This window comes from Buttiauxella ferragutiae, assembly GCF_022637515.1.
Taxonomy (GTDB): domain Bacteria; phylum Pseudomonadota; class Gammaproteobacteria; order Enterobacterales; family Enterobacteriaceae; genus Buttiauxella; species Buttiauxella ferragutiae.
Genome location: NZ_CP093332.1, coordinates 3,464,872 through 3,483,500 on the forward strand (window position 1 = coordinate 3,464,872; position 18,629 = coordinate 3,483,500).

Annotated in this window: 15 protein-coding genes; 3 read left to right on the forward strand and 12 right to left on the reverse strand. The window is 50.7% G+C overall.

The features are described 5' to 3' along the window. Window positions 1–90: 90 nt before the first annotated feature. The 11 genes from chbG to putP form a co-directional block, all read right to left on the reverse strand. Complete coding sequence (gene chbG / locus MNO13_RS16050) at window positions 91–852, reverse strand: chitin disaccharide deacetylase (protein ID WP_064548023.1); 762 nt, start codon at window positions 850–852, stop codon at window positions 91–93. Between the two features lie 45 nt (window positions 853–897). Continuing rightward, window positions 898–2,241, reverse strand: coding sequence for a 6-phospho-beta-glucosidase (locus MNO13_RS16055; RefSeq protein WP_241938999.1), 1,344 nt, complete (start codon window positions 2,239–2,241; stop codon window positions 898–900). A gap of 137 nt (window positions 2,242–2,378) precedes the next feature. Continuing rightward, entirely contained in the window at window positions 2,379–3,215 is an 837-nt protein-coding gene (chbR, locus tag MNO13_RS16060; protein WP_064548025.1) for a transcriptional regulator ChbR, read from the reverse strand. A gap of 13 nt (window positions 3,216–3,228) precedes the next feature. Next, window positions 3,229–3,576, reverse strand: a complete 348-nt coding sequence (gene chbA / locus MNO13_RS16065; protein WP_064548027.1) for a PTS N,N'-diacetylchitobiose transporter subunit IIA — start codon at window positions 3,574–3,576, stop codon at window positions 3,229–3,231. Window positions 3,577–3,653: 77 nt separating this feature from the next. After that, the gene (gene chbC / locus MNO13_RS16070; protein WP_121813918.1) at window positions 3,654–5,012 is read right to left on the reverse strand and encodes a PTS N,N'-diacetylchitobiose transporter subunit IIC; all 1,359 of its coding nucleotides are present in this window, start codon (window positions 5,010–5,012) and stop codon (window positions 3,654–3,656) included. 88 nt (window positions 5,013–5,100) lie between these two features. After that, entirely contained in the window at window positions 5,101–5,424 is a 324-nt protein-coding gene (locus tag MNO13_RS16075) for a PTS sugar transporter subunit IIB (protein WP_064548032.1), read from the reverse strand. Window positions 5,425–5,689: 265 nt separating this feature from the next. Continuing rightward, on the reverse strand, window positions 5,690–6,478 hold the full coding sequence (gene phoH / locus MNO13_RS16080; protein ID WP_202914377.1) for a phosphate starvation-inducible protein PhoH: 789 nt from the start codon (window positions 6,476–6,478) through the stop codon (window positions 5,690–5,692). 1,252 nt (window positions 6,479–7,730) lie between these two features. After that, on the reverse strand, window positions 7,731–9,014 hold the full coding sequence (efeB, locus tag MNO13_RS16085; protein WP_121813920.1) for an iron uptake transporter deferrochelatase/peroxidase subunit: 1,284 nt from the start codon (window positions 9,012–9,014) through the stop codon (window positions 7,731–7,733). A gap of 5 nt (window positions 9,015–9,019) precedes the next feature. After that, window positions 9,020–10,144 (reverse strand): iron uptake system protein EfeO, encoded by a 1,125-nt coding sequence (gene efeO / locus MNO13_RS16090; RefSeq protein WP_241939000.1) that lies wholly within the window; start codon window positions 10,142–10,144, stop codon window positions 9,020–9,022. A 62-nt stretch (window positions 10,145–10,206) separates the two neighbouring features. Then, window positions 10,207–11,040, reverse strand: a complete 834-nt coding sequence (efeU, locus tag MNO13_RS16095) for an iron uptake transporter permease EfeU (RefSeq protein WP_064548041.1) — start codon at window positions 11,038–11,040, stop codon at window positions 10,207–10,209. A gap of 279 nt (window positions 11,041–11,319) precedes the next feature. Beyond that, on the reverse strand, window positions 11,320–12,828 hold the full coding sequence (gene putP / locus MNO13_RS16100) for a sodium/proline symporter PutP (RefSeq protein ID WP_241939001.1): 1,509 nt from the start codon (window positions 12,826–12,828) through the stop codon (window positions 11,320–11,322). 378 nt (window positions 12,829–13,206) lie between these two features. On the opposite strand from putP, the gene putA reads away from it, so the two are divergent. Further along, complete coding sequence (gene putA, locus MNO13_RS16105; RefSeq protein WP_241939002.1) at window positions 13,207–17,166, forward strand: trifunctional transcriptional regulator/proline dehydrogenase/L-glutamate gamma-semialdehyde dehydrogenase; 3,960 nt, start codon at window positions 13,207–13,209, stop codon at window positions 17,164–17,166. 100 nt (window positions 17,167–17,266) lie between these two features. Continuing rightward, window positions 17,267–17,665, forward strand: coding sequence for a lysozyme inhibitor LprI family protein (locus MNO13_RS16110; protein WP_241939003.1), 399 nt, complete (start codon window positions 17,267–17,269; stop codon window positions 17,663–17,665). Here the strand turns inward: MNO13_RS16110 and rutR are convergent. Then, complete coding sequence (gene rutR, locus MNO13_RS16115; protein WP_064548050.1) at window positions 17,662–18,306, reverse strand: HTH-type transcriptional regulator RutR; 645 nt, start codon at window positions 18,304–18,306, stop codon at window positions 17,662–17,664. The genes MNO13_RS16110 and rutR overlap by 4 nt on opposite strands. On the opposite strand from rutR, the gene MNO13_RS16120 reads away from it, so the two are divergent. Beyond that, entirely contained in the window at window positions 18,305–18,604 is a 300-nt protein-coding gene (locus MNO13_RS16120) for a hypothetical protein (RefSeq protein ID WP_241939004.1), read from the forward strand. The genes rutR and MNO13_RS16120 overlap by 2 nt on opposite strands. The last annotated feature ends 25 nt before the right edge of the window (window positions 18,605–18,629 follow it).

The window sequence follows — 18,629 nt, forward strand, 5'->3', positions numbered from 1 at the left end:
AAAAGGTGATAACTGTTGGATGACGCTACGCTTATCCAACCTACGTTTTGTAGGGTAGATAAGCGTAGCGTCATCCAACAACAGAAAGTCTTACAAATCCTTGAACGACCCTAACCGATAGCCGCGTTCCGCTATCGCATATTTAAGTGAAGCAGAAGTTAATACATCCAGTTCAGCCAGACGTGGGTAGCAATATTTGCTGGCCAGAATAGTGTTATCGATAAATGAAGGGTGGCACATCACTTCAAGCGACAGCTCACCGCGCGCCATAGCCCGATCGAGGGTGTCGAGAAATAGCATTTCGGATATCGAGTCACCATAAAAACCACTGTCAAAGCCCTGAGTGGTTTTTACACCCAGCGGCTCCAGCCCATCGGCTTTAGCGGCATCATAGTCAAAGCGCAGCGGAATGCCTTTCGCCTTCGCGAATGCTTCAACAATTGGGTAGATTTGCGGAATCATATGCACATGATGATGGCTATCGATATGCGCAGGTTCGCGGCCAAATAACTCGACGAATTTCGCAAACTGGCAAGCCAGTTCATGTTCAATTTCCGCCAGAGGCAATGTGCCTTCCTCAGCGCGTTGCCAAATCCATTTGCCCAATTCACCCTTCTCATCCACCAGCCCCGGCATGGCAGACAGCGGACGGCCTAAAGTCAGCACAAAGTGCATACCAATCGCCAGACCAGGATGTTTTGCGCTTAGCGCAACGGCGTGTTCAATCCCCTGGCCGTTAACCATCGCGGTGGTCGACGTCACCACGCCATTGGTGAAAGCATCGATAATTCCGTAATTTTGCGCTTTACACAGCCCAAAATCGTCCGCGTTAACAATTAATAACTTATCCATTGTCGCCTCGGTAAGCTGCCTTCCCCATTCAGGGAAGGCCTCCGGTTATTTAAGTGCAGCAATTGCCTGCGCAAAGTTTGGCAGATTTGCTTCGTGCGCAAGCAACAGATCGCGGGCAATTTTCTCTGCGTCTTTATCTGAGTGGATAAGCGGGCTTAAATTCAGTGCCAGCAGCACGTCGTTAAAGTTACCGCTAAGTGCCGCTTCGCTTGCTGCGACTTCAAAGCCTTTGATGGTGTAAATCAGACCCAGCACTTTCTCATCAAAATGCGTGATGCGTGGAGTGGGTGTTGCGCCATCGCGACCGATAGTACAGGTCATTTCTACCGCCCAGTCAGCCGGAATATTATCAACATGGCCGTGATGCAGTACGTTGACGTAATGCTCACTTTGCTTGTCGTTGTAAATGTCGCTAATCACTTCGCAAGCGGCGTCAGAGTAGTAAGCCCCACCGCGCAATTCCAGCTCTTTTGGCTTCACATTCAGAGCCGGATCTTTGTACAGTTCGAACAGTTGTTTCTCGACTTTCTGGACGACAGTAGCGCGTGCCCCGCCTTTATAGAACTCGCCCATTTCGATAGCCAGCATCTCTTTTTGCTTGAAGTAGTAGAGCAAATAAGAGCACGGAAGCAGACGCAGAGAACGAATCAGACCTTCACTGAATGGCAGATCAAAGATATTTTTCACCGAACCTGCGGTAAGCGTACCTGACGCCACACCATCAAGCAGTTCATCAAAGCGAGAAGTGCCATTAACGATGACATCTTTGATGAACACCATGTGGTTCAGACCGAACAAGTCGATATTCAATTCATCGGTTGGCGCGAGTTTTAACACATCTTTAATGAACATCTTCATGCCCACCGGAATGTTACACACGCCAATGAATTTCTTGAAATCTGTGTGGCGATAAACCGCTTCAGTCACCATACCGGCTGGGTTGGTGAAGTTAATCACCCAGGCATCCGGACAAATTTCTTTCACATCATTAATGATGTCGAAAATGACCGGAATAGTACGCAGGCCTTTAAACAGACCACCGGCACCGTTAGTTTCCTGGCCCAAATAGCCATAACTTAGCGGGATGCGCTCATCCAGTTCACGGGCTTTCAATTGGCCAACACGCAATTGGGTAGTGACAAAGTCGGCGTCTACTAGCGCTTCACGGCGGTCGAGCGTTTTATACAGCGCAATCGGCACAGCAGCGCGTTCAATCATACGCAAGCAAAGATCAAAGATAATATCTTGTTTCTCTTTACCAGCTTCAACATCGACCAGCCATAATTCAGTAATCGGCAATTCTTCGTAACGTTTAATAAAACCTTCGAGTAATTCAGGGGTATAGCTGCTACCACCACCGATTGTAACGACTTTCAATTTTTTACTCATGAGGACTCCGGTACAAGTTTATTGCACTGTAAATTAAGACAGCGATATAGATGTATTATTGAGGGTTATATCCGACGATTGTCATATTGGATATAGTTATCAACCCTCACTAATACATTCACAGGTTATTAATATAATCACTTAATGCTGTATAACTGCTTCCGATAATGCTGAGGTGTAAACGACGTTAACTTTTTAAAGTTTTTGATAAACATACTGGCACTACTATAACCTGACTCGAAAGCAATATCGGTGACGGAATAGTTGGTAATCTCCAGTTGCTTCTTGGCAAAATTAATTCTTATCTCATTGATGATCTGCATCGGCGTTTTGCCGTAATGGCGTTGCGTGGCACGGGTTAGATATTCTTGCGACTTACCGGCCAACTCCACCATATTAACTAGTGCTTTATCACCAAACATTGACTTACCGTGCATCTGCTCGACAGTGTTTTTCAGCCAGACAGGAATATCCCCCCCTGACTCTGATTCTTTGTGATGGCGCAGACGATTAACAATATAAAACGTCACCATTTCCAGAAACTCATTAAACTCACCTTGTCGGAAGTTTAATGATGCCGTAACAGATTCGATATAAGTCAGAAATTCATTCTTAATCTGATAAACCTGTGAGGCAATAAAATAAGCTGGAAATAACGGTAAATAGTGCTGTTCAAAAAAAGCTTTGCTGATACCGACATTCAGGATTCGCGTCGCACCAAAATCATAAAAGCTTTGATGGTAAGAACCGAGTGGAATAAAAACAAAACTTCCTCTTTCCAGCAGCACGCGTTTACCGTTGATTTCCTGGTAATAACGCCCTGTCAGCACTACCGTAAATTCGTAGTAATCATGCTGGTGCAGCCCGGAGACACTTTCAACTTTGTTGTGGATGAACATGTGGAAATGTTGACCATCAAAAAGTTGGCTCTCACGTGCCGTGTTGATTTCCATACTGATTACCGGTGGCTGCATAAGGGACTCCAACTTATTTTATTTTTTCGTGAAGCTCAATAAGTTCTGTCACCAACTCACGTGCCAGCATCGAGGTCATCAGGTGGTCCTGCGCATGAACCAGTACAAGACTCACTTTGGTTTTGCCTTCACCCTGGTCACCTTCAATCAGTTTGGTTTGCACCAGGTGGGCTTCGTTCAGTGCTTCACGAGACTGCCCCATCAACTCCCAGGCTTTTTCGAAATCACCCGTTTTAGCGATTTTCAGTGCTGCATACGCCAGGCTTCGCGCCTGACCGGAATTGATGATTAAGCCCATCACCACTTCTTCAAGATCGTTAGTATCGACTTCGTTATCTACTGCGTTATCTAAGTTAAACATCAAAATCTCTCCCGGTACTTTTAAAGTGGTTGGGGACGCAGGGGCCATCCCCAACCAAAACTATTCAGAATTTAAGATTAGAATTTCAGTGCGTTAGCAATATCTTCTTCGCTTTCTTCTTCTTCAATCACCGCCTGCGCTTTGTTCGACAGGATAACGAATGGCATGTAGACACATGTCGCGACACCCAGGTTAAACAGAGCCACTAACAGTGCTGCGATACTACCGTTACTGTTGAAGAAGGCACCCAAACCGGTAGGCATGGTCCACGGAGCCAGGTTAGTGACCGGTGGAATGATTCCCAGTGAGTAAGCCGCAAGTGTAATTGCTGCCAGAATCGGCTGAACCAGGACAAACGGGATAAACATAACCGGGTTCATGATGATTGGCAGACCGAACAGAATAGGTTCGTTAATCTGGAAGATGCCTGATGGCAGTGCCAGTTTCGCTACCTGACGGTGATCTGCACGGCGCGAAACCATGAAGATGGCGATAATCAGACCCAGTGTCGCACCAGAACCACCCAACAGGATGTAGGAGTCGAGCATTGGTTTCGCCCAGAAGTGGAACTGTTTGCCTGCATCAATCGCAGCCTGTACAGAACCGTACTGGTTGTAGAGAGCGATGTTTTCCAGAGCCCACGGAGTCATGATTCCGTTGTCCAGCGCGGTCAGCGCCAGTGAACCATGCACACCGAAGAACCACAGCAGGGAGTTGAAGATAACGTACGCCCAGCCCACTACCGCACCCATCGACGCCAGCGGCGTAGAGATGGAATCCATAATGATCTGGTGGAAGTTGCTACCGTGATTCGCCAGCAGCCAGGAAATAATCCCGAAAATAGACAGGATCAGGAAACCTGGAATTAATGCTGAGAATGACCTCGATACCGAAGTCGGTACGCTATCAGGCAAAGTAATAACCCAATTGCGGCGGATAACAAAAGTAAATAGCTCCGCGACGACCAGGCCAATAACAATACCGGAAATAATATTCTGACCACCTAACCAGTTAGCCCCTACCGCATAAGCTTCGCCTACGCTATATGGAGTCACAGTCATAAATGCCGCTACGGATAATAAACCGGCTGCAAGTGGATCAACTTTACGTTCTTCAGCAAGTGCCATACCAATGAAAAAAGGAGCCATTAGCGACATAATACCTAACGTACCGTTATATACGTTGCCGCCAATGGCTTTTAACCCATTAAGGGTTTCAATGGTCGAGGGGTCTAAACGAATACCTAAGGAATAGAAAAAGGAACCGGCACCAAAACTCAGAAACACGTTATTGATTAATACAAACATGGCCCCGGCAAGGGTCAATGGCATTAATTTGATGAAACCATTTTTAATTGCGTTGACGTGCGGTTGCTTCCCAATTTTCACTGCGAAAGGAAGCAATATCTTTTCAAGTGAATCAATGACTTTACTCATTTGGAATTTCCTTTATTGCCGCAAGTTTCTTGCGGCCAGGTTGTGTAAGGTCGTTCTTTGACGGAAAAATAAAACAAAAGGTAAAAAATTAACTATTAGCTGCTGCTTTCTTGATTGATGCGACGGCTGCTTTCAGCACGCCTAATCCATCAATTTTGCCGTACATTGCCGAATCAATAACTTCGACAGTTTTACCAGGTAATACTTTTTGAATTTCTGGAAGCATATAAGCGATTTGTGGTCCAAGTAATACCAAATCTGCATCCTTGCCTTTTTCCGCCGCCAGAGTTTCAGGCCAGGCTTCAATAACAACGGGTACTTCGTACTTCTCTGCCTGCGCCTTCATTTTTGATACCAGTAATGAAGTGGACATTCCAGCAGAACAAAATAGGTAGATACGTTTTTTAGTCATAATAGTTTCCTCACGTTGCAATGGCCTGCATGTCGGATATCAGCACACCCCACACCTGCAAAAGCAAATCATCATTGGTAAGTTCTGATTGTGTCTGGTTGTAAGGAGTATACGGCAACATTCTGGCGGGGAATAATTTTGAGGAGCCTATAATTGTCTCTCCTTGACCATCCATTTTGATACCCTTCACATTTTGGGCAAATAATTCGCGCAAAGAAAAAAGCCCAAACAGAGTTTGGGCTTTACGAATCTATCACACCAGAAATCAGTCGTAGGCATTCAACGTGCGCTGGCAAAGGGCTGAGCGCACACAATCTTGTTTGCCAAATCGGACGACACCGATCATTTCATCTTCTTCAAAACGTGCCAACGCATCACTCAGGCCGGACTGAACACCACGTGGTAAATCACATTGCGTGATATCGCCATTGACGATCACCGTCACGTTTTCCCCAAGGCGCGTTAAGAACATCTTCATTTGCGCTGCGGTGACGTTCTGCGCCTCATCCAGAATAACCACCGCATTTTCGAAGGTACGTCCGCGCATATAGGCGAACGGCGCGATTTCTACTTTACCGATTTCGGGACGCAGACAGTACTGCATGAAAGACGACCCTAAACGTCGCACCAGGATGTCATACACCGGGCGGAAATAAGGGGCGAATTTTTCCGAAATATCCCCGGGTAAGAAGCCGAGATCTTCGTCAGCTTGCAGGACCGGGCGGGTAACAATAATCCTGTCGACATCCTTATGTATCAGGGCCTCAGCGGCTTTTGCCGCACTGATATACGTCTTGCCGCATCCCGCTTCGCCGGTGGCGAATATCAGCTGTTTTTTCTCGATGGCATTAAGATAGTGCTGTTGAGCCTCATTTCGCGCCGCTATTGGTGAATTATCACGGCAATCCCTGGCCATGCCGATAGATTCAACGCCGCTCATCTGCACAAGCGATGTGACCGATTCCTCTTCGCGTTGTTTGTGGCTACGCGAATCCCGTCTCAGCACACGTTTTGCTTCACGACGAGCTTTGATCACTGCTTTCTGTCTTCCCATGGATGGCACCTTACAGTTGGTTTCATTTCCCGCGTCACTTTCAGTCACGCGATTATGCTTACTAACGGATGAGGTTTGGCTTCCTTTTAAGCCATGAACTGCCGGTTGAGAGGATGCACCAGTTAGACGAAATACGCCGCTTAGCGCATCGTTGACACTTTGAGTTGTTAAGGAGTTTGGGTTTTTAGCGGTGAAGACAGCGAAGCCGGAGGAGAAGCCTCCGCGCTGGATGGTGCGGGTAAGATGTCTCGTTAATCGTCCAGTACAGGACCCTACCATGCGCTGTCTCCATTGTGATTAAAATTCACAGCCGGGAACTACCGCTCGTGCTTTAAGTACATCAAATTTTATCTTAAATGCAACACTTATTTTACTTTAATTCAACATTAGCGTTTCGTCATGCGCTGAGTCAATTTATGCCACAGAAATATTACACTTTTATATCAGCCGCATAGTCATAGGAAATAACTTTGAGGGGCAGTTCCTGCCAATTCGGAGAAGGTTCCGTTCACCAGGCGACAGAGTATTTATGTCGCCACGGAACCGGTGAACGTCTTAGGGTGGCCACCGTCGCCCCCCTAAGAACCCGGACTCCCGGCAAATAAATCGCCGCAAGCGGTAAACCTCCATTTTGCCTCCGTGTCAGGGTCGGTTGCGATTCGTTTATTCGGCACATCCGTGTGCCGAACCACTTCGTGGCCAACGCAAGCGTTGTTCAAAAATGTTCCTGACATTTTTGTCGGACGATCGCGCCCTCCAGCCGTTCCCGACGGCTGGACCCTGCCACCTGGAGTCAAAATGGAGGCGATTTAAGCCGGACCCGAAATTCAAAGTCAAAAGCCAGAGCGGTTTTGACCTTGTCCCCGGCTTCAATCGCACCGTTTTTTACCCTTCAGTTGGGGTCACGTGGTCGGGAACCACGTGAGAGAGCGATCGTCGGGAACGAATCGCGAACGACCCCGAATGTTGGGTGAAAAACGGTGTTTACCGCTTTAGCGGCGATTGATTTGCCGGGCGCCTGGATTATCAAGGGGTTGGCGTTAACCCCTTGATACGTTCACCGTTTGCGGGAATTAAAGAGATAACTGAACGCACGGGGGAACGGAAAACCTGCGGGGCTAACAGATTTCGCCCTGACAAGATTACCAGGGCGAGTTGTGTATAAGAGACAGCCCCCGAGAGGGAATGCACCAGACAGTCCCTTCTCCCTCAGGGAGAAGGTTAGGATGAGGGTGGTTTCAACATCACCAAACTATGCCTCCAACAACCCCTGCCCTAAATAATGCTGACTATCCTTAACGCCAGGCAAAACAAAGAAGTAACCGCCGCCAATCGGCTTCACATACTCCTCCAGCGCCTCGCCATTCAGACGTTGTTGCACCGCCAGAAAACCTTTCTCAAGGTCGTGCTGGAAGCAGACAAACAACAATCCCATATCCAGCTGGCCTGATTTGGAAACGCCCAACGAATAACTGTAACCGCGACGCATCATCAGGTTTGATTGGGTTTCTTTGGTGCGCGGATTTGCCAGACGAATATGTGCATCCAGCGCAATCACGTTACCGTCAGGGTCGGCGGCATAGTCAGGCTCGTCATGCTCGTTTTTCATACCGAGCGGTGCACCACTGTGTTTATCGCGACCAAAAATAGTTTGCTGCTCTTTAAGCGGCGTTCTGTCCCAGAACTCAACATGGAACTGAATGATGCGTACCGCCTGATAGCTGCCGCCCACCGCCCATGCTGGTTCCTGCTGGTTGCCCGTCACCCAAACAACTTCATCCATCAGCGGTTTATTGCCGCTGTCTGGATTGGCGGTTCCATCTTTAAATCCCAGCAAGTTGATCGGCGTTTCTTTACCGCGGCTACGCGCGGCGTGACTGGAGATAAACCCTTCACGCTTCCAGCGCACGCTGAGCAAATCTGGCGTGTGCTTGATGATGTCGCGCAATGCGTGGATAACCGTATCTGCGGTATTCGCGCAAATCTGGATAAGCAAATCACCATGACACAAGCTGGCGTCCAGCGAGTCGTTAGCAAAGCGTTCCATTTTTTGCAGTTTTGTTGGCTTCAGCCCTTTCAGGCCAAAGCGTTCATCAAACAGTGACGTCCCCGCCGACAACGTGAAAGTCAGGTTGTCAGGGTAAATTTCGGCACCGAGGATCCCGGAGTCCATGGGTGGCATCCGCGGATTCGGGGTGTCCGGTGCCGGGCCGCCAGTGGTCAGGAAATCGAAACGCGCAGACAGCAATTTGAACAAACGTTCAAGCTCAGCTTTATCACTTGCCAGCACATCAAAAGCCACCAGCATCATCGCCGCTTGCTGTGGCGTCAGCACGCCTGCCTGATGCACTCCGTAGAACGGTTGTTTTTCCATGCGCGCATCAGGCGGCAGCGTGCCGGGAGAAGTTTCCGGTTTTGCCGCATGTGCCACAGGGCAACCACCCGCAACGGCAAGGGCGCCACCAAGCGCGCCCAAACCTTTCAGTAACCGACGGCGCGCCGGAAGGTGGCCGCCGTGTTTGCTATTTTCATCCATAAAACTTAATCCAGACCCAGTACGCCACGCAGTTGTGACAAATCTTCAGCCAGCGCCGTGACCGGCCCTTTCAGTGCATTACGGTCAGCGTCGGTCAACTTGTCGTAAGTCTCAAAACCGTCTTTGGTGCGATATTTCGCCAGGATAGTGTCAACTTTCTTGAAGTTGGCATCCACTTTCGCCAGCAACGGTGCGTTATCTTTCACCAGTAAAGGACGCAGCAAGTTGACGATTTTCTGTGCACCATCGACGTTAGCCTGGAAATCCCACAGATCAGTGTGGCTGTAACGGTCTTCTTCTCCACTGATTTTGCTGGCAGCGACTTCTTCAATCAGGCCCGCTGCACCACCAACCACTTTACCTGGTGGGAAGGCCAGTTCAGAAATGCGGGTTTGCAGATCCAGCACGTCGCTATTGAGCTGATCGGCATATTTTTCCATGCCTTTGGTGGAGTTATCACCAAACAGTGCTTTTTCCAGACGGTGGAAACCGGTGAATTTCGGGTCGTTAGCTTTCTGCTCATAATCGTCTTCACGGGCATCGATGCTGCCGTCCAGATCGGAGAACAGTTCGGCAATCGGTTCGATACGTTCGTAATACTGACGGGTTGGTGCATACAAGGATTTAGCTTTTTCTATGTCACCGGCTTTCACTGCGTCAGTAAAGGCTTTGGTACCTTTAACCAGCTCGGCCACTTGCGCAGTGACGTAGGTTTTATATTCGGTAATCGGGCCGGATAACGCCATCAGGTCGTTTTTCGGTGCGGCCTGGTCGCCAGCAGCTTTAACAATAAGTTTGCCTTTCGGGTTGCTGAGCAGGCCGCAAGTCATGTCGTACTCACCGGCTTGCAGGTTGGCCGTCATTTTCTGAGAGAAGCCCGGCGCGATGTTCTCACGCTCTTCGACTACCATCACCCCTTTGAGGATTTCCCACTCCAGCGCTTTCTGGCTGTTGTTCTGAATAATGAACTGGGTTTTACCGGCGTTAACCGTAATGTTCATCGGTTCGCACTGTTTATCAGTAACGGTGACTTTTACCTGAGGAACATCGGCGGCTTGCACCGCAAAGGCTGAAGAGGCAAGCGCAAACAACGCAGCATGCAGGGCTTTTCGACGAAAATGTGTAGTCATGGCCAATCCCTTTAAAACATCAGTATGTTGTAACTAAGAGGCGATTTCTCGCCACAATATTATTAACGAACGCTATTTGTCGCCTGGCTACCCAGACGTGGGGGAATGAAGAACAGCACCAGCGCGGGAATCAGGTAAATAAAGTACATCGCCACTTCGCTGACGCTCGGCGCTTCCTGATAACCAAAAATGCCCTCAAGCAGCGTGCCGGTCAGGGAATGCGTTGAAAGAACATTACTCAGGTCGAAAGCGATATCCTGGAAATGGTTCCAAAGCCCGGCTTCATGGAATGCACGAACCGCACCCGCAGCAAGACCGGCGGCGACCAGTAAAATAAACAAGCTGGTCCATTTGAAGAAAACGGCAAGATTCAGGCGTATGCCGCCCCAATAAAGCAAGAAGCCCAGCACGATGGCGGTGCCAAGACCGAGCATCGCACCAAGTGGCGGCATAATGCCGACGTCCTGCTGGAATGCCGCCAGCAGAAAGAACACCGATTCCAGCCCTTCGCGGGCGACGGCGAAGAACACCATCATAATCAACGCCCAGCCGTGGCTGCCTTTGCTATGCAGCGCTTCATCGACCTTCTGCTCCAGCTGCCCTTTGACGTTGCGCGATACTTTGCGCATCCAGAACACCATCCAGGTCAGGATGAATACGGCGATGACGGCGACAATGCCTTCAAACATCTCTTGTTCTTTTTGCGGGAATTCGCCGGTCGTTTCGTTGATGAAGATGCCTAAGCCTAAGCAAAGCGCTGCGGCTGCAACCACCCCAATCCACATGACGCCAATCCACTGGCCGCGTTGTGTGCGCTTCAGATAGCTGGCTATCAAACTGACAATCAACGCGGCTTCCAGCCCTTCGCGTAACATAATGAGAAACGGAACGAACATTCCTGATACTCCAACTGTGAACTCAGGTCAAAAGACGTAAAGAAAAGTAAAACCAGAACGATTGTGATTATCATTACCATAAAAATAAACACAAGCAGAGAATTTGAATTTTTGTGTATAGCTGTAAAAAAGGCCGCTATTAGCGGCCTTCAGATTGCTGGCAAAGGGTGATAAACGTGTTTTGTAGGGTGGATAAGCGTTAGCGTCATCCACCGTTTGCGCGCGTTGTGTCGGATGACGCTGCGCTTATCCAACCTACGAAGAGGTTTGTCAGCAGAATTACTCGACCTGTAACTTTGACGGTGGAGCGGTGTGGTAAATCTCATCCGCTTGTGCAAAGCGTTTTTGCATCGATGTACTTGGCGCTTTGCCAAGTAGGCTAACAACCATAATACCGATGCTGCCGAAGATGAAACCAGGAATGATTTCGTACAGACCCAACCAGCCAAACTGTTTCCAGACGATGACGGTCAAGGCACCGATGATCATCCCCGCAAGCGCGCCATTGCGCGTCATGCGTGACCACATGACCGAGAACAGCACAACCGGGCCAAACGCGGCACCGAAGCCTGCCCAGGCGTAACTCACCAGACCAAGAACGCGGTTTTCAGGGTTAGCCGCCAGTGCGATGGCAATCAGAGCAACCAGTAGCACCATGAAACGCCCTACCCACACCAGCTCTTTCTGCCCGGCATCTTTACGGAAGAAGGCTTTATACAAGTCTTCAGTAATGGCGCTGGAACATACCAACAACTGGCAGCTCAGCGTAGACATCACCGCCGCTAAAATCGCTGACAACAAGATGCCTGCAATCCATGGGTTAAACAGTAATTGCGCCAGCTCGATGAACACACGCTCGCCGTTCTGGTTAACAGAGCCTGCCAATGACGGGTTGTTATTGAAGTAAGCGATACCGAAGAAGCCCACCGCACACGCACCCGCCAGGCACAGCACCATCCACGTCATACTGATGCGACGCGCTTTGACGATGGTGTGATGTGAATCTGCCGCCATGAAACGCGCCAGAATATGTGGCTGGCCGAAGTAACCCAGGCCCCAGCCCATCAGCGAGATAATCGCCACAAAGTTCAGGCCTTTGAGCATATCGACGTTTTCAATACTTTTTTGCTTGATAACCGCCATTGAATCGTCAAAGCCGCCCACTGCGATAACCACCATCACCGGTGTCAGGATCAGCGCAAAAATCATCAGGCTAGCCTGCACGGTATCGGTCCAGCTCACTGCCAGGAACCCGCCCACGAAGGTATAAATGATGGTTGCCGCTGCACCCGCCCACAGTGCGGTTTCATAGCTCATGCCAAAGGTGCTTTCGAACAGACGAGCCCCCGCCACGATGCCAGATGCACAATAGATAGTGAAGAACAGCAGGATAACCAACGCTGAGATAATACGCAGGATGCGGCTTTTATCTTCAAAACGTCCGGTGAAATAATCAGGCAGCGTCAGTGCGTTGTTGTTCACCTCGGTGTGAACACGTAAACGTCCGGCGACCAGTTTCCAGTTGATATACGCGCCAACCGTCAGGCCGATGGCAATCCAGCTTTCTGAAATACCAGAAAGGAAGATGGCGCCAGGCAGCCCCATCAACAACCAACCGCTCATATCGGATGCGCCCGCTGACAACGCCGTGACCACGCTTCCCAGGCTACGACCGCCCAGAATGTAGTCGTCAAAATTCTTGGTAGAACGCCAGGCGATAAACCCTATCAATATCATGCCAAAGATATAGATAAAGAAAGTCACCAGCATTGGTGTGCTCATGGTCATGCAGATCTCCAAATTTTTATCCATGCCGGAACGCAGCACGGGGATATAGTCATTTTTATTCGCAAGCGTTTTAACACACTATTCACAATAAATTCACCGTACAAAAAATAGCTTTTTGCAGGAGGTTGCACTCGCTCACGCTTTTTACGGTTGCACCTATGGAAAGTGTTAACTATGTCGGTAATTTCGCCCTGTCAGCAAATGATTAGCCAGACAACTTCCTTATTTCTTATTTAACAATTCACTCTTTTTTCAGCTTGCTATCTGGCTCACATTTAACAAGGTTGCACAAAGTTGCAACATGATAGATATTGCCGGATAACTTTTATCAACCCTATATGTACTCACCCGATTAATAACGGGTAAACAGGAGCACTAATGGCCACCACCATGGGCGTCAAACTCGACGACGCAACCCGCGAGCGCATCAAAGAAGCCGCATCACGTATTGACCGCACACCGCACTGGCTAATTAAACAGGCGATTTTTAATTATCTGGAACGTCTCGAAAATAATGACGAATTACCAGAACTGCCGGCCCTGTTAGCGGGTGCAGCAAACGAAAGTGATGAAGCCGCTCCGCACGTTGACGAGGCGCACCAACCGTTCCTCGATTTCGCTGAACAAATTCTGCCGCAATCGGTTACCCGTGCCGCCATTACTGCCGCATGGCGTCGTCCAGAAACCGACGCGGTGCCGATGATTCTGGAACAGGCTCGCCTGCCGCAAGCTATCGCCGAACAAACTCATAAACTGGCTTATCAACTGGCCGAAAAACTGCGCAATCAGAAGAGCGCCTCTGGTCGGGCGGGCATGGTACAAGGTTTGCTGCAAGAATTCTCGCTTTCCTCGCAAGAAGGTGTGGCGCTAATGTGTCTGGCCGAAGCGTTGCTGCGTATCCCGGATAAAGCCACGCGTGATGCGTTAATTCGCGACAAAATCAGCAACGGCAACTGGCATTCGCATATTGGCCGTAGCCCGTCGCTATTTGTCAACGCCGCCACCTGGGGTTTGCTGTTTACCGGCAAACTGGTGTCCACCCACAATGAAGCCAGTCTGTCGACCTCCCTGAACCGCATCATCGGGAAAAGCGGTGAACCGCTGATCCGTAAAGGTGTGGACATGGCGATGCGTTTAATGGGCGAGCAGTTTGTCACCGGCGAAACCATTGCCGAGGCGCTCGCCAACGCCCGCAAACTGGAAGAAAAAGGTTTCCGCTACTCCTACGATATGTTGGGCGAAGCGGCATTAACCGCCGCCGATGCGCAGGCTTACATGGTTTCTTACCAGCAAGCGATTCACGCGATTGGTAAAGCTTCTAATGGCCGTGGCATTTATGAAGGCCCGGGCATCTCAATCAAACTTTCTGCGCTGCATCCGCGCTACAGCCGCGCGCAGTATGACCGCGTGATGGAAGAGTTATACCCACGTCTGAAATCTCTGACGCTGCTGGCTCGCCAGTATGACGTGGGGATTAACATCGATGCGGAAGAAGCCGACCGTCTGGAGATCTCCCTCGACCTGTTGGAAAAACTCTGTTTCGAACCGGAACTGGCAGGCTGGAACGGCATCGGCTTCGTCATTCAGGCCTACCAAAAGCGCTGCCCGTTTGTCATTGACTACCTGGTTGACCTCGCTTCCCGTAGCCGTCGCCGCCTGATGATCCGCCTGGTGAAAGGCGCATATTGGGACAGCGAAATCAAACGCGCACAAATGGACGGGCTGGAAGGCTATCCGGTATATACGCGTAAGGTTTACACCGATATTTCCTACCTCGCCTGCGCCAAAAAGCTGTTGGCAGTGCCGAATCTGATTTACCCGCAGTTCGCCACACACAACGCGCACACCCTGGCGGCAATCTACAACCTGGCCGGGCAAAACTATTACCCAGGCCAATATGAATTCCAGTGCCTGCACGGCATGGGCGAACCGCTTTATGATCAAGTGGTCGGCAAAGTTGCCGATGGCAAACTGAACCGCCCTTGCCGCATTTATGCACCGGTCGGCACCCATGAAACGCTGCTGGCTTACCTGGTGCGCCGCCTGTTAGAAAACGGTGCCAACACCTCGTTTGTTAACCGTATTGCCGACAACACCTTGCCGCTCGACGAACTGGTTGCCGACCCGGTAACCGCTATCGAAGCTATCGCGGCAAAAGAAGGTCAGCTTGGCTTGCCACATCCAAAAATTGCCACGCCAAAAGAGTTGTATGGCGCGGGTCGCACCAACTCCAGCGGCCTGGACCTGGCGAACGAACATCGTCTGGCGTCACTCTCCTCTGCCCTGCTCAATAGCGCAGCCCAGAAGTGGCAAGCGCTGCCAATGTTAGAACATGCCGTTGCGGCGGGCGACATGGTGGCCGTGAAGAACCCGGCAGAGCCGACTGACATCGTCGGTTTCACTCGCGAAGCCACGCCAGAAGAAGTTTCTCAGGCGCTGGAAAGTGCGGTGAACAACGCGCCAATCTGGTTCGCCACCCCGCCACAAGAACGCGCCGCGATTCTTGAACGTGCAGCCGTGATGATGGAAGGCCAGATGCAGCAATTGATTGGCATTCTGGTGCGCGAAGCTGGCAAAACCTTCAGCAACGCGATTGCTGAAGTGCGCGAAGCGGTGGATTTCCTGCACTATTACGCCGGTCAGGTGCGCGATGATTTCGATAACGAAACCCACCGTCCGCTCGGCCCGGTGGTCTGTATCAGCCCATGGAACTTCCCACTGGCCATCTTTAGCGGCCAGATTGCTGCCGCCCTTGCCGCGGGTAACAGCGTGCTGGCAAAACCGGCTGAACAAACTCCTCTGATTGCTGCGCAAGGCGTTGCCATTCTGCTGGAAGCTGGTGTGCCTGCGGGCGTGCTGCAATTGCTGCCAGGCCGTGGTGAAACGGTTGGCGCACAGTTGACAGGCGATCCTCGTGTACGTGGCGTGATGTTTACCGGTTCCACCGAAGTCGCGACACTGCTGCAACGCAACATTGCTGACCGTCTGGACCCGCAAGGCCGCCCAACACCGCTGATTGCTGAAACTGGTGGTCTCAACGCGATGATCGTCGATTCTTCGGCGCTCACCGAGCAAGTCGTGGTTGATGTGCTGGCCTCGGCATTTGATAGCGCCGGACAGCGTTGTTCTGCATTGCGCGTGTTGTGTATTCAGGAGGATGTTGCCGAGCACACGCTGCAAATGCTGCGCGGTGCGATGGCGGAATGCCGCATGGGCAACCCAGGCCGCCTGACGACCGACATCGGCCCGGTTATCGACGCCGAAGCGAAAGAGAATATCGAGCAGCATATCCAGACGCTGCGCAGCAAAGGCCGCAAAGTATTCCAGGCGGTGCGTGATAACAACGTGGATGCGAAAGAGTGGCAAAGCGGTACGTTCGTTGCGCCAACATTGATTGAGCTGGAAAGCTTCGACGAGATGCAAAAAGAAGTGTTTGGCCCGGTGTTGCACGTGGTGCGTTACAACCGCAGCAACCTCGAAGCATTGATTAAGCAAATCAATGCTGCCGGATATGGCCTGACGCTGGGCGTGCATACCCGTATCGATGAAACCATCGCTCAGGTGACCGGTTCAGCGCATGTCGGCAATATGTATGTGAACCGCAATATGGTCGGTGCGGTGGTCGGCGTGCAGCCATTCGGCGGCGAAGGTTTATCGGGGACTGGACCGAAAGCCGGTGGCCCGCTGTATCTGTACCGCCTGCTGGCGAACCGCCCGGACAATGCGCTGCAAACGACGTTTAATCGCCAGGATGCTGAATTGCCGGTGGATACCACGCTGAAGGCCAGCTTGCAGGAATCCCATCAGGTACTGACGCAATGGGCGGCCAACAAAGGTGAATTGCCAGCCGTGTGCGAACGTTTCGCGCAACTTGCGCAAAGCGGCACGCTGCGCCAATTGCCGGGGCCAACCGGTGAGCGCAACACCTACGCCTTAATGCCACGTGAGCGCGTATTGTGTATCGCCGATAACGAGCAAGATGCGCTGGTGCAACTGGCGGCGGTGACTAGTGTTGGTAGCCGTGCACTATGGGCCGATGACAAGCTGCATCGTGAACTGGCAAAAGCCCTGCCTGCGCGGGTGCAAAAGCACATCGATTTTGCCAAAGAAGATGCCCTGCTCGGCCAGCTGTTTGATGCGGTGATTTACCACGGTGATTCCGACCAGTTGCGTGCGCTATGCGAAAAAGTCGCGGCCCGCAATGGGGCGATTGTTTCGGTGCAAGGCTTTGCGCGCGGAGAAACCAATCTGTTGCTGGAACGTTTGTACGTTGAGCGTTCGCTGAGCGTGAACACCGCAGCCGCCGGTGGTAATGCCAGTCTGATGACAATCGGCTAAGGTTTCACTAAGCTTTCGGGAATAATTTGTATGGCCTTGTAGGGTGGAAAAGCGATAGCGCCATCCATCCTATAAAGGCCTTTTTCTTCGAGGAATGATGATGAAACGCGTTTGTTTACTGATTACGGGATTGCTGCTGAGCGCTAACGTACTGGCTGACAGTTGCGATAACGAAACATCTCAGGCCGGGCTGAATGAGTGTTATGGCAAAGAATTTAAGAAGCAGGATGATTTGCTCAACCACACTTATCAGCAGGCGATGAAACTCGCCACCGACACCCAGAAAACACAGTTAAAAGCAGCGCAAAATGCGTGGATTGCTTTTCGCGATGCCGATTGCGCGTTTTTAACTTCAGGGGCTGATGGCGCATCTGTCGCGCCAATGGTGCACGCCCAGTGTATGACGGACAAAACCCGCGAGCGCACTGAACTGCTGAAAAGCACGCTGCAATGCGAAGAAGGTGATGTCAGCTGTGTTTTCCATTCAAGCCCGAATTAACGCACCCGAATCCCTTCAATAATCATCCGCTGCACGTTCTCGACCGTGCGGCGGAAAAATTCTTCGTCTTGTAAATTGCTCCCTGCCACCGCTTCAACCTGGCTGGCAAAGTCGGCGTAGTGTTGCGTCGTCGCCCACAGCATAAAAATCAGATGGTGTGGATCAACCGCCGCCAGTTTCCCGCTTTCTACCCAACCGGCAATGATCGCCGATTTATCATCGACCAGCGACTTCAAATCGCCGCTCAACTCTGCTTTCAACAACGGCGCACCTTGCAACATTTCCAGGCAGAACAAGCGTGAGGCTTGCGGATAATCACGGGAAACTTCCAGCTTCAAACGGATATATTCGCCGATCGCCACCAGCGGCTGTAAATCTTCACGAAAGGCGCGCAACGGGGCGAGCCAGATATCCAGAATCTGTTTAAGCACCGCAACATAGAGCGCTTCTTTTGAGGGGTAATAATAGAGAAGGTTAGTTTTAGAAACTTCAGCTCGTTCCGCCACCTGTTCAATACTGGTGCCGTGAATGCCGTATTGTGAGAAAAACTCCAGCCCTGCCGCCAGAATAGCCTGCTTTTTCGCCGCTACTGCGCGAACACGCCGCCCGGTCTCTTTCGTTGCTGCCGCACCTTGTGCCATGCGCTCTCTCCATGCCGTTTTGCCCGACAGCATAACAAAACCTACCTGCGACAACGATCAGTTTGCACGTCATTTGCACCCTGAAAGCGCAATGGCGCCTGTTTTTTGTGCACTCATTTTGACCAAACAGTCTGATTTTAACGCATCAAAAATAGAAACCTATATTCAACATTATGATAACAAACCAATTTACCAACCTGGCATCCGGCTTGCAAAGACACAAATGACAAATCAATACCCATTAGCATTCGAGTTGCAGCAAGGCGGCAAGGACGATTGTCCCCAGGAGCTTACTTGAGTTAGTGACTGGGGCTAGCGTCTGC